The following is an 11,919-nucleotide window of genomic DNA, read 5'->3' as shown; positions in this document are numbered from 1 at the left end:
GCTGGGACCCGACCTGCATAGAGTAGGCCCGGTAAGCGCAGCGCCACCGGGCATCAAGTCCCACAGTCCCACGTGAGTTTTGTGAGAATTCGTTGAAATCAGGTCTCTCAGGAGACTTAAACAAGGAACAAAGATCGCCATGCTATTACCCTGGCTAATACTAATTCCCTTTATCGGCGGCTTCCTGTGCTGGCAGACCGAACGCTTCGGCGTGAAGGTGCCGCGCTGGATCGCGCTGATCACCATGGGATTGACGTTTTTGCTCTCTCTGCAACTCTGGTTGCAGGGCGGCTATTCTCTGACGCAATCCGCCGGTTTACCGCAGTGGCAGTCAGAATTTTTGCTGCCGTGGATCCCGCGTTTTGGTATCTCCATTCATCTGGCGCTGGATGGCCTGTCGCTGCTGATGGTGACCCTGACCGGTCTGCTTGGCGTACTGGCGGTGCTCTGCTCATGGCGTGAGATCGAAAAATATCAGGGCTTCTTCCATCTGAACCTGATGTGGATCCTCGGCGGCGTTATCGGCGTGTTCCTCGCCATCGACATGTTCCTGTTCTTCTTCTTCTGGGAGATGATGCTGGTGCCGATGTACTTCCTGATTGCGCTGTGGGGTCATAAAGCCTCCGACGGGAAGACGCGTATCTCCGCGGCCACCAAATTCTTCATCTATACCCAGGCCAGCGGTCTGGTCATGCTGATTGCCATTCTGGCGCTGGTATTCGTGCACTACAGCGCGACCGGCGTATGGACCTTCGATTACGAAGCGCTGCTGAAAACGCCGATGTCGCACGGTGTGGAATATCTGCTGATGCTGGGCTTCTTCATCGCCTTTGCGGTGAAAATGCCGGTGGTGCCGCTGCACGGCTGGCTGCCGGACGCGCACTCGCAGGCACCGACCGCCGGTTCTGTCGACCTCGCGGGCATCCTGCTGAAAACGGCGGCCTACGGTCTGCTGCGTTTCTCCCTGCCGCTGTTCCCGAACGCCTCGGCGGAATTTGCGCCGATTGCCATGTGGCTTGGCGTGATCGGCATTTTCTACGGCGCGTGGATGGCCTTTGCCCAGACCGATATCAAACGTCTGATTGCTTACACCTCCGTATCGCACATGGGCTTCGTGCTGATTGCGATTTACACCGGCAGCCAGCTGGCGTACCAGGGCGCGGTGATCCAGATGATTGCCCACGGGCTTTCTGCCGCCGGGATGTTCATCATCTGCGGCCAGCTTTACGAGCGTCTGCATACCCGTGACATGCGCATGATGGGCGGTCTGTGGAGCAAAATTAAATGGCTGCCAGCCATGTCGCTGTTCTTCGCGGTGGCGACGCTCGGGATGCCGGGCACCGGTAACTTCGTTGGCGAATTTATGATCCTGTTCGGCAGCTACAAGGTGGTGCCGGTCATTACGGTGATTTCGACCTTTGGACTGGTGTTTGCCTCCGTTTACTCGCTGGCGATGCTACACCGCGCATATTTCGGTAAAGCGAAAAGCGAAATCGCCGCGCAAGAACTGCCGGGAATGTCGCTGCGCGAGCTGTCTATCATTCTGCTACTGGTTGTGCTGCTGGTACTGCTGGGCCTGTGGCCTCAGCCGATTCTGGATACCTCGCATTCAGCGATGAGCAACATCCAGCAGTGGTTTGTTAATTCCGTTTCTACTACAAGGCCGTAAATCGCCATGACAATAACTCCACAACACCTGATTGCGCTGCTACCGCTGCTAATCGTCGGTCTGACGGTGGTGGTCGTGATGCTCAGCATTGCGTGGCGACGCAATCATTTTCTCAATGCCACGCTGTCGGTCATTGGGCTTAATGTCGCGTTAGTTTCGCTCTGGTTTGTTGGCCAGGCGGGCGCAATGGACGTCACGCCGCTGATGCGCGTCGATGGATATGCAATGCTTTATACCGGGCTGGTACTGCTGGCGAGCCTCGCCACCTGTACCTTTGCCTATCCGTGGCTGGAAGGCTATAACGACAATCAGGAAGAGTTCTACCTGCTGGTGCTGATCGCCGCGCTGGGCGGGATCCTGCTGGCAAACGCCAACCACCTGGCGTCGCTGTTCCTCGGTATTGAGCTGATCTCGCTGCCGCTGTTTGGCCTGGTGGGTTACGCCTTCCGTCAGAAACGCTCGCTGGAAGCCAGCATCAAATACACCATCCTCTCTGCCGCAGCCTCGTCTTTCCTGCTGTTCGGTATGGCGCTGGTGTACGCGCAGTCCGGCAACCTGTCGTTCCTCGCCATTGGTAAGAGCCTCGGCGACGGCATGCTGCACGAGCCGCTGCTGCTGGCAGGTCTTGGTCTGATGATCGTTGGCCTCGGCTTTAAACTGTCGCTGGTGCCGTTCCACCTGTGGACGCCGGATGTTTACCAGGGCGCGCCTGCGCCGGTTTCCACCTTCCTGGCGACGGCGAGCAAAATCGCTATCTTCGGCGTGGTAATGCGTCTGTTCCTCTACGCGCCGGTAGGCCATAGTGAAGCGGTACGCGTGGTGCTGGGTATTATCGCCTTTGCCTCCATCATCTTCGGTAACCTGATGGCGCTGAGCCAGACCAATATCAAACGTCTGCTCGGTTACTCTTCCATTTCCCACCTCGGCTACCTGCTGGTGGCGCTGATTGCCCTGCAAAGCGGCGAGATGTCGATGGAAGCGGTAGGCGTTTATCTGGCCGGTTATCTGTTCAGCAGCCTCGGCGCGTTTGGCGTGGTCAGCCTGATGTCCAGCCCGTACCGTGGCCCGGATGCCGATTCCCTGTTCTCCTATCGCGGTCTGTTCTGGCACCGTCCGATTCTGGCTGCGGTCATGACGGTGATGATGCTGTCGCTGGCAGGTATCCCGATGACGCTCGGCTTTATCGGTAAGTTCTACGTGCTGGCTGTCGGTGTACAGGCGCACCTATGGTGGCTGGTTGGCGCAGTGGTTGTCGGTTCCGCGATTGGTCTTTACTACTACCTGCGCGTGGCCGTGAGCCTGTACCTGAGTGCGCCGGAGAAACTGAACCGCGATGCGCCGTCGAACTGGCAGTACAGCGCGGGCGGTATCGTGGTGCTGATCTCCGCGCTGCTGGTGCTGATCCTCGGCGTCTGGCCGCAGCCGCTGATTAGTATCGTGCAGCGGGCGCTGCCGCTGATGTAAACGCGATGCAGAATAAAAAAACCGCCGAAATAGGCGGTTTTTTTATGGTCGATAACAAACCTGCCTGGCTATTGTATGCGCCGTTTTGCCGGGTGGCGGCTTCGCCTTACCCGGCCTACTAAAATGATGAATACCAACAGGTTATTCGTGATCCGTAGGCCTGTGCAAGCGCAGCGCCGCCAGTCATAATTCCACAGTATATGGATATTTCGCTTTGCGTTAAAAAGCATAAAAGCCGAAAATAAATCCATTGGTGTAATGTTTTATTCTGGATTGACCTTTTTACTAATCGCAGAGTAATAAAAATGCATCCGCCAGCAGCCGGAAAAGCTTTATTCATTTTTATCATTCATCAATAATATAAAAACCCCATCCACCACTTTTGCCATTTTCTCATAATTCAGCCGATCCGCCGTATCTCCCGGCTGGTGATATTCCGTATTGCGATAAAACGCCGTATCCGTCACCATCACCGCGCTGATGCCCTGACGCCAGTAATTCATATGATCGGAAAAGTCGATACCAGGCACCCATTCCGGGGCGTTGATGGAGTAGACGGGTAAGCCTTCGGCACCCAGCAACGCCGCTTTCATCTGGCGCACCGCGCTGATATCGTTCAGTCGTCCAATTACGGCGATGAAATCTCCGCGATCGGGATATAACGCGCTGAGTGCGGAAAAGGGATAGCGCTGACTGCCGGGCTGTGAAGCGTAATAGCCGATCATTTCCAGCGCCACCATCAGTTTTACCGGGCGCTGCACAGTGCTGGCGTGGACCGCGCTGCCCATTTCATCGCTGCGGAAAAAGGGCGGTTCCTCCGAAGCATAGGCGACCAGTTCGACGCCGGTTTTTAGCGGCGCGTGTTGCAGCAGGCGAGCCAGCTCCAGCAGACCGGCGACGCCGCTGGCATTGTCGTCCGCGCCGGGCGTGTAGTGCATAGCCTCATCATCACCTCCGGCCACGGCGTCATAATGCGCACCGATGATCATCACCGGGCCTTGCTGCGGGCCATAACGGGCGATGATATTACGGAAAGGGCCTCCCGTTATCGGCACAGCCTGTTCGCTGACCTGCGCGCCGTGTTGTTCAAACACCTGCGTAATATACTTTGCCGCGGCGTCCAGATGCTCGCGGCGATCGGCGCTGCGTGGATACAGGGTTTCGGAGAAATAGCGAACGTCTTTCTCCAGCCGTTGTGGATCGGCATGCTGCTGACTTGACGATAAGGGTGTTACCCAGGGCTGGTACAGGATAATCGCGCCGGACATGATGCTAATAAAGATAGCGAACAGGCTGAAGGATAATTTCTTTTTTAATATAGGCATTATTTATCCTGAAAATATAATTCCATTTTATATTTTTTAAAATTATGAGTTCTTCTGTTCAGGTATTATGTATTTTTTATGCAAGGGAGGGTAGGAAAATATATACTCGTCATACTTCACATTGTATATGTGAAGGCTGCGGGCTATTCGAACCATCTCAGGACTCCGTTCCGGCAGGCTGGCACAACCGCTTTTCAAAAGCACCTGAAGCGTTTTTTCCTGTAACGTGAATTAGTTGGAGTATATAAAAAGGAATTTGTATGAATAATGACAATGTATTAATAATATCTATATGTATGCTTTTACTGGGCGGCTGTAGCCAGGGCATCGTCGGCTCCGCCTCGTCAGGAGTATCAATGCAGTCGAGCGGAGGATGGCTAAGCGGTAGCGCATCCATAAAGCCGTCTCCTGTCTCCAGCGCCAGATATACCCACTACGATGAAAACCCGATCAAACAAGTAAGCCAGACACCCCTCGCCACGTTTAGCCTGGATGTAGACACTGGCAGCTACGCTAACGTGCGGCGCTTTCTGAATCAGGGGCAACTGCCGCCGCCCGACGCCGTGCGGGTAGAAGAGATGCTCAACTATTTTCCTGCCCCTCAGTTTAAAAAAGATATCAACACCTCAGAGGCCGCCAGTAAACCGATGCCATTTGCGGTCAAATACGAACTGGCTCCCTCGCCGTGGAATGCGCAGCGCACGCTGTTAAAAGTCGATGTTCAGGCAAGGGACATGAAGACCGTGGAGCTGCCGCCTGCCAATCTGGTCTTTCTCATTGACACGTCCGGCTCAATGCACTCCGCAGAACGCCTGCCGCTGATCCAGTCAGCATTAAAGCTGCTGGTTAACGACCTGCGCGCGCAGGATCACATCACCATCGTGACTTACGCGGGCGAAACTCGCGTCGCGCTTGAGTCCACGGCAGGGAATGACAAAAACGCGATTAAAGCGGCAATTGACAGCCTGAATGCTTATGGCGGTACGGGAGGAGAGGCTGGGTTACGGCTGGCTTACGAGCAGGCCGAAAAAGGGTTTATCAAAGGCGGCGTAAACCGTATTTTGCTGACTACCGACGGCGACTTTAACCTCGGTATTACCGATCCCAAAGACATCGAAGCGCTGGTGAAAAAAGAGCGCGAGAAAGGTATTACCTTATCCACGCTGGGCGTCGGCGATGACAACTTCAACGAAGCCATGATGGTAAGAATTGCTGATGTGGGTAACGGCAATTACAGCTATATAGACTCCCTCTCCGAGGCGCAAAAAGTCCTCAATGATGAAATGCATCAAACGCTGGTCACCGTTGCCAAAGATGTGAAATCGCAAATCGAATTTAATCCGCAGTGGGTGACCGAGTACCGGCAGATTGGTTATGAAAAACGTCAGCTGCGCGACGAGGATTTTAATAACGATAAAGTTGATGCTGGTGATATCGGCGCGGGTAAACACGTCACATTGTTCTTTGAACTGACGCTTAACGGGCAGAAAGCCTCTGTGGATAAACTGCGCTACGCTCAGGACAAAGCCACATCAAAACCAACAAAATCAAGCGAACTGGCGTGGATCAAACTGCGCTGGAAAGCGCCGCAGGCCAGCGAAAGTACCTTAGCCGAGTTCCCGGTCGTTATGGGAGAGATGCCAACCTTTGCTAACGCCTCAGAAGATTTTCGTTTCCGGGCTGCGGTATCGGCATACGGGCAAAAACTGCATGGTTCAGAATATCTGGCGGATACGAGCTGGCCGCAAATTATTAAATGGGGTGAACAGGCGCGCGGGGAAGATAAGCAAGGCTATCGCGCGGAGTTTAGTAAACTGGTAAAACTGGCGGAAGGCTTATCTCATTAAGCGTCAGGGGATGTCTACAGCACAGGCATCCCCTGTTACGTCAGGCGCTTTTGCGGCTGATCAGCGGTCCCTGACCGTTTGTCGCCGCGCGATCCAGCACTTCCTGAATGACCGAAGAGAGTTCGTTAATCTCAAATTTCGCCACGTAGCCGTCGGCCTGTACTTTGCGAATATGATCTTCGTTAGCGTTGCCGGACAGCGACGAGTGGATCACCACCGGAATATGTTTCAGGCGCTCATCGGTTTTGATCTTGCGGGTGAGGGTGAAGCCATCCATCTCCGGCATTTCCAGGTCGGTGAGCACCAGCGAAATTTTATCGGTCACCGGTACACCTTCATTGCGGGCTTCTTCAGCCAGCTTTTCGATTTTTTCCCATGCTTCTTTACCGGTAATATGCAGCTGCGCCGGGATTTCCATCGACTCCAGGGCTTTCGCCAGCATCATTCTCGCCACTTTTGAATCCTCCGCCACGATGGCGGTAGAGCCAGCTTTCACCTTAAATTTTTGCGTCTGTAAGTTGGTGGCGTGCAGATCGTGTTCCGCCGGAACGATGTCATACAGGATCTGTTCAACGTCGATGACCAGCGCGAGATTATTGCTGTTTTTATCCTCGTCCAGACAGGCGATGCTGGTGATATATTGACCGTTAATGGCTTTCTCGGCGGTGTGGATCTGCGTCCAGTCGAGGCGAATAATATTTTCCACCGATTCCACCGCAAAGGCCTGCACGCTGCGGGCGTACTCAGTAATCAATAAAATATTCAGACCTGTTGAGGGCTTACAGCCAGCGACGGCAGGAAGGTCGATCACCGGAATAATTTGATCGCGAATGTTGACCATTCCGAGCAGCGGCGGCTTGATCCCCGCCGGACGCGTGAAGGTCGGCATGGGGACAATCTCGCGCAGCTTAAAGACGTTAATGCCGAACAGCTCGGATTTCGCATCATGGGCGGACTCGCCAAGACGAAACAGCAGCAGTTCGAAGCGGTTCGACAGGGTCAGATTGGCCCTGTCGTCGATGTCTTTCTGAAAAGTATCCATAAAGCCCTCAGGAGGTAAGGTAAACGCGAAACCGTATTACCGGGTTATCGGCACCTTGTGGAAAAAATCGAGGGCTTTACATTCAAACCGTGACGACGACGAAATCTTCCGCCAGTTGGGTCTCAGGAAAGATGCGACGACATTCAGCCAGAAGCTCTGCGCAGCCAGCGGCATCGTAGCGGGAACTGACGTGAGTCACGACCAGCCTGCCAACCCCAGCCGCCTTTGCCAGTTCGGCGGTCTGGATCGTGGAGGAGTGACCCCGGCTATTGGCTTTTTCCGCCATAGCGTGCTCCAGCGTGGTTTCATGCACCATCAGGTCTACGCCGTCAGCGAGGCTTAACGCGGCGGGGCAGGGCGCGGTATCGCCAAAAATGGCCAGCTTTTTACCCGGCGTTGGCGCACTCAGATAATCCTGACCGTTAATCACCCGGCCATCCTCCAGGGCGACGGCAAGTCCCTGCTTGAGCTGCTGAAACAGCGGGCCGGGCGCAACGCCCTCGGCTTTCAGCGCGGCGGCATTCAGTGCGCCGGGTTTGTCGTGCTCTTCGATACGGTAGCCGTAACACTCCACCGGATGATTTAGGGCAAACGCCGTGACGGTATAGTGATCGTCGCTAAACACGTGCCCGGCGCTGATTTCTTCAATCGTCAGCGGGTAATCGGTCCACGAGCCGCTTAAGCGCAGCGCGGTTTCGACAAACTCGCGCAATCCTTTTGGTCCGTAGAGCGTGAGCGGCTGCGGGTTGCCCTGCATCGAACGGCTGCATAACAGACCGGGCAGACCGAACAGATGATCGCCGTGCAGATGGGTAATAAAGATTTTATCCAGTTTGCCAGGATGGAAAACCGTGTTAAGCAATTGATGCTGAGTAGCTTCGCCGCAGTCAAACAGCCATATGGCAGACGCGGTTGGCTGTTGCAAATTGACTAAAATCGACGTCATATTACGCGTACGGGTTGGCACCCCGGCGGACGTTCCCAAAAAAGTTAATTCCATCAATTGTTACCCTCGCCGCGTATGAAAACCTCATTATAACGCGACGATCTCAATAAGGAGCACAGCATGATTCAGTGGCAGGATCTTCATCATTCGCAGTTAACCGTTCCTCAGCTTTATGCGTTGCTCAAACTGCGCTGTGAAGTCTTTGTCGTTGAACAAAACTGTCCGTACCTGGATATTGATGATGACGATCTGGTGGGTGAGAACCGGCATCTCCTCGGCTGGCGCGATAATACGCTGGTGGCGTATGCGAGGATTCTGAAAAGTGAGAGCGAATATGACCCGGTGGTGATTGGTCGGGTGATTGTCAGCGAGGCGGTTCGCGGCGAAAAACTGGGGTATCAACTTCTCTCCAGAGCGGTGGCAAGCTGTGAGCAGCACTGGCCGCAGCATGCGTTATACCTGAGCGCGCAGGCCCATTTGCAAAATTTCTATGCCCGGTTCGGCTTCCGTCCGGTGACGGAGATTTATCTTGAGGATGATATTCCGCATATCGGCATGGCGCGTGAAGTTGACCAGGCGTAACGCAAAGTCATTGTCTATAGTTAACTGACTGGCCTTGTAAAACATGGAGAAAGCAAATGTCTTATCACTCTTATGAATCACGAATCGACGACGATCTGACTCTTCTGAGCGAGACGCTGGAGGAAGTACTGCGCTCCTCCGGGGATCCTACCGATCAGAAATACATTGAGCTGAAAGCCCGCGCCGAGCAGTCTTTGGAAGACGTTAAAAACCGCGTAAGCCAGGCGTCTGACACCTATTACTACCGGGCAAAACAAGTTGCTTACCGCGCGGATGACTATGTGCGCGAAAAACCGTGGCAGGGCGTCGGTATTGGCGCAGCGGCGGGCCTGGTACTGGGTTTGCTGCTTCGCGGCTAATTTTCTGACACTCCCTCCTCATGGGTACTGCCTTTTCCGGCAGTACCCTTTATAATTGCCGGGTTTTAAGCGGGTGGAGAAGTGCCTTTCTCTGACTGTTGAGCCTCACGATCTGCCTTACCCCTCTCTCTTAAGACCGCATGACTGGATTTATTGCCGCTTTTGTTGCAATGACTCACACAATCCCGACTCATATCAAAAATTCATCATTTTCTATTATTTATAATGTGTCGCAATATTGATAGCGGACAAATTTATGTCAGTAAGCGCATTTAACCGACGCTGGGCGACGGTCATTCTGGAAGCCTTAACGCGCCACGGCGTGCGGCATGTGTGTATCGCACCAGGCTCCCGTTCCACACCGCTGACGCTCGCGGCGGCGGCAAACCGAATGCTTATCCCGCATACCCATTTTGATGAGCGTGGGCTGGGGCATCTGGCGCTTGGGCTGGCAAAAGTCAGCGGCGAGCCGGTGGCGGTGATTGTTACCTCCGGGACGGCGGTGGCTAATCTCTATCCGGCACTCATCGAAGCGGGGCTGACCGGTGAAAAACTCATTCTTCTCACTGCCGACCGTCCACCGGAATTGATTGATTGCGGCGCAAACCAGGCAATCCGCCAGCCGGGCATGTTTGCCACTCATCCTGCACAGTCGCTATCGCTGCCTCGCCCCAGCCCGGACATTCCGGCCAGATGGCTGGTTTCCTCAATTGACAACGCGCTGGGAAACCTGCATGCAGGCGGCGTGCATATCAACTGTCCTTTTGCCGAGCCGTTATACGGCGAAATGGACGATACCGATCTGGCGTGGCAACAGGCGCTGGGCGAGTGGTGGCAGGATGAAAAGCCCTGGCTAGAGAGTACGCTAACGCTCAAGAGTGATATCCAGCGCGACTGGTTTTACTGGCGGCAGAAGCGCGGCGTTGTGATTGCCGGCCGAATGAGCGCGAGTGAGGGAAAACGGGTTGCGGAATGGGCAAACACGCTGGGCTGGCCGCTGATTGGTGATGTGCTGGCGCAAACCGGGCAGCCGCTGCCCTGCGCGGATTTGTGGCTTGGTAATTCGCAGGCGGTCAGTGAACTTCAGCAGGCGCAAATCGTGGTTCAGCTTGGCAGCAGCCTGACCGGTAAGCGGCTTTTACAGTGGCAGATGAGCTGCGAACCGGAAGAATACTGGCTGGTCGATAATCTCACCGGACGCCTGGATCCGGCGCAGCATCGCGGACGTCGACTGGTTAGCACGGTAAGCGACTGGCTGGTTAAACATCCGGCAGAAAAACGCCAGCCCTGGTGCGTGACTATTCCGCATCTGGCGCAGCAGGCATGGCAAAAAGTGCAGGCCACTCGGGAGACGTTTGGCGAAGCACAACTGGCGCACCGTATCAGCGACTATCTGCCGGAACAGGGGCAGCTTTTTGTCGGTAACAGCCTGGTGGTGCGTCTGATTGACGCGCTGGGTCAGCTTCCCGCCGGCTTCCCGGTATACAGCAATCGCGGGGCCAGCGGCATTGACGGGCTGATCGCCACCGCGGCGGGTGTCCAGCGCGCCAGCGCCAGACCGACGCTGGCGATTGTCGGCGATTTATCTGCTTTGTACGATCTCAATAGCCTGGCGCTACTGCGTCAGGTCTCAGCGCCGCTGGTGCTTATCGTGGTCAATAACAACGGCGGGCAGATATTTTCCCTGCTGCCGACCCCGGTTAACGAGCGCGAACGTTTCTACACGATGCCGCAAAACCTTCACTTTGATCATGCGGCCGCGATGTTCGGCCTCGGCTATGCGCGCGTCGATGACTGGGAAGCGCTGGAGGATGCGCTGGCGGGGGCATGGCGCACGCCTTCGGCAACCATTGTAGAGGTGGTGGTGAACAGCACCGACGGCGCGCAGACCTTGCAGCATCTTCTTGCTCAGGTAAGCCAGTTGTGAAGCTCCATGCGGTAGCGAAACGTGGGTCGGCGGCCAAGCCCTGGCTGGTTTTCCTGCACGGTTTTTCCGGGGACCACCGTGAATGGCGTGCAATCGGGGATCAGTTTCAGGATTACTCGCGCCTCTATATTGACCTGCCCGGCCATGGCGGTTCAGCGGCGCTGCGGGTTGATGATTTCGCCGACGTGGATGCGGCGCTTACCGCCACGCTAATTAGTTACAACATACTTGAAGTCTGGCTGGTGGGGTACTCGCTCGGCGGCCGCGTTGCGATGCACTGGGCTTGCCAGTCCAAATGGCCCGGATTGCGGGGCGTGGTAGTGGAGGGCGGGCATCCGGGCTTGCAGGATGACACGGCCCGTCACGATCGCTGGCTCTCAGATCAGCGCTGGGCCGGGCGCTTTCGCCACCAGCCGCTCGACGAGGTTTTTGCGCTCTGGTATCAGCAGCCCGTTTTTGCTTCACTCACCGCCACCCAGCGTGATGAACTGGTTTTACTCCGCCAGCAGAATAACGGTCCGGCGCTGGCGGACATGCTGCTGGCAACCTCGCTGGCGGTGCAGCCTGATTTACGTCCGGCGCTCCATGTCCGGGATTTTCCCTTCTGGTATCTCTGCGGCGAGCGTGATGCGAAGTTCAGGGCGATTGCTGATGAACTTAACGTGCCTTGCCACTGTATTTCTGCCGCCGGACACAATGCCCACCGGGAAGCTCCCGCTGGCGTTGCTGCCGCTCTGGCACAGTTATTGCCACTTTGA

The 11,919-nt window shown here is 55.4% G+C and carries 10 protein-coding genes; 7 read left to right on the top strand and 3 right to left on the bottom strand.

Going from position 1 to position 11,919, the window contains the following annotated elements; genetic code table 11:
* Positions 1 to 139 precede the first annotated feature (139 nt).
* Positions 140 to 1,669 (top strand): NADH-quinone oxidoreductase subunit M, encoded by a 1,530-nt coding sequence (nuoM, locus tag ACMGGS_RS21880; RefSeq protein ID WP_414164360.1) that lies wholly within the window; start codon positions 140 to 142, stop codon positions 1,667 to 1,669.
* Between the two features lie 6 nt (positions 1,670 to 1,675).
* Positions 1,676 to 3,133, top strand: coding sequence for an NADH-quinone oxidoreductase subunit NuoN (nuoN, locus tag ACMGGS_RS21875; RefSeq protein ID WP_176920352.1), 1,458 nt, complete (start codon positions 1,676 to 1,678; stop codon positions 3,131 to 3,133).
* A 332-nt stretch (positions 3,134 to 3,465) separates the two neighbouring features.
* On the opposite strand, the gene ACMGGS_RS21870 is transcribed toward nuoN, so the two are convergent.
* On the bottom strand, positions 3,466 to 4,458 hold the full coding sequence (locus ACMGGS_RS21870) for a M28 family peptidase (RefSeq protein ID WP_414164359.1): 993 nt from the start codon (positions 4,456 to 4,458) through the stop codon (positions 3,466 to 3,468).
* Between the two features lie 260 nt (positions 4,459 to 4,718).
* Here ACMGGS_RS21870 and ACMGGS_RS21865 point away from each other — a divergent pair, with 260 nt between their 5' ends.
* Entirely contained in the window at positions 4,719 to 6,305 is a 1,587-nt protein-coding gene (locus ACMGGS_RS21865) for a vWA domain-containing protein (protein WP_414164358.1), read from the top strand.
* A gap of 40 nt (positions 6,306 to 6,345) precedes the next feature.
* Here ACMGGS_RS21865 and ACMGGS_RS21860 read toward each other — a convergent pair whose 3' ends face one another.
* Positions 6,346 to 7,347, bottom strand: a complete 1,002-nt coding sequence (locus tag ACMGGS_RS21860) for a chemotaxis protein CheW (protein ID WP_176920357.1) — start codon at positions 7,345 to 7,347, stop codon at positions 6,346 to 6,348.
* An 82-nt stretch (positions 7,348 to 7,429) separates the two neighbouring features.
* On the bottom strand, positions 7,430 to 8,347 hold the full coding sequence (rnz, locus tag ACMGGS_RS21855; protein ID WP_414164357.1) for a ribonuclease Z: 918 nt from the start codon (positions 8,345 to 8,347) through the stop codon (positions 7,430 to 7,432).
* Positions 8,348 to 8,413: 66 nt separating this feature from the next.
* Between rnz and ACMGGS_RS21850 the strand changes: the two genes are divergently transcribed.
* The 4 genes from ACMGGS_RS21850 to menH all read left to right on the top strand — a co-directional run bounded on the left by ACMGGS_RS21850 (position 8,414) and on the right by menH (position 11,919).
* Positions 8,414 to 8,875 (top strand): GNAT family N-acetyltransferase, encoded by a 462-nt coding sequence (locus tag ACMGGS_RS21850; RefSeq protein ID WP_194206319.1) that lies wholly within the window; start codon positions 8,414 to 8,416, stop codon positions 8,873 to 8,875.
* A gap of 56 nt (positions 8,876 to 8,931) precedes the next feature.
* Positions 8,932 to 9,234 carry a stress response protein ElaB gene (gene elaB, locus ACMGGS_RS21845; RefSeq protein ID WP_103674351.1) on the top strand — a complete coding sequence of 101 codons (303 nt, stop codon included), beginning with the start codon at positions 8,932 to 8,934 and terminating at the stop codon, positions 9,232 to 9,234.
* Positions 9,235 to 9,490: 256 nt separating this feature from the next.
* A complete protein-coding gene (gene menD / locus ACMGGS_RS21840) occupies positions 9,491 to 11,161 on the top strand; it encodes a 2-succinyl-5-enolpyruvyl-6-hydroxy-3-cyclohexene-1-carboxylic-acid synthase (RefSeq protein ID WP_414164356.1) in 1,671 nt (556 codons plus the stop codon).
* Positions 11,158 to 11,919: a 2-succinyl-6-hydroxy-2,4-cyclohexadiene-1-carboxylate synthase gene (menH, locus tag ACMGGS_RS21835; RefSeq protein ID WP_414164355.1), complete on the top strand. Its 762-nt coding sequence runs from the start codon at positions 11,158 to 11,160 to the stop codon at positions 11,917 to 11,919. Before menD ends, menH begins: the two co-directional genes overlap by 4 nt.

Source organism: Superficieibacter sp. BNK-5, assembly GCF_047456055.1.
Taxonomy (GTDB): Bacteria; Pseudomonadota; Gammaproteobacteria; order Enterobacterales; family Enterobacteriaceae; genus Superficieibacter.
The sequence above is the reverse complement of the archived record's forward strand: the minus strand, read 5'-3'. Positions and strand labels throughout refer to the sequence as shown.

Excerpts from the sequence above, each read along its gene's own strand:
- ACMGGS_RS21865 (WP_414164358.1), top strand. The coding sequence starts at position 4,719 with ATGAATAATGACAATGTATTAATAATATCTATATGTATGCTTTTACTG.
- rnz (WP_414164357.1), bottom strand. The coding sequence starts at position 8,347 with ATGGAATTAACTTTTTTGGGAACGTCCGCCGGGGTGCCAACCCGTACG.
- ACMGGS_RS21870 (WP_414164359.1), bottom strand. The coding sequence starts at position 4,458 with ATGCCTATATTAAAAAAGAAATTATCCTTCAGCCTGTTCGCTATCTTT.
- nuoN (WP_176920352.1), top strand. The coding sequence starts at position 1,676 with ATGACAATAACTCCACAACACCTGATTGCGCTGCTACCGCTGCTAATC.
- menD (WP_414164356.1), top strand. The coding sequence starts at position 9,491 with ATGTCAGTAAGCGCATTTAACCGACGCTGGGCGACGGTCATTCTGGAA.
- elaB (WP_103674351.1), top strand. The coding sequence starts at position 8,932 with ATGTCTTATCACTCTTATGAATCACGAATCGACGACGATCTGACTCTT.
- ACMGGS_RS21860 (WP_176920357.1), bottom strand. The coding sequence starts at position 7,347 with ATGGATACTTTTCAGAAAGACATCGACGACAGGGCCAATCTGACCCTG.
- ACMGGS_RS21850 (WP_194206319.1), top strand. The coding sequence starts at position 8,414 with ATGATTCAGTGGCAGGATCTTCATCATTCGCAGTTAACCGTTCCTCAG.
- nuoM (WP_414164360.1), top strand. The coding sequence starts at position 140 with ATGCTATTACCCTGGCTAATACTAATTCCCTTTATCGGCGGCTTCCTG.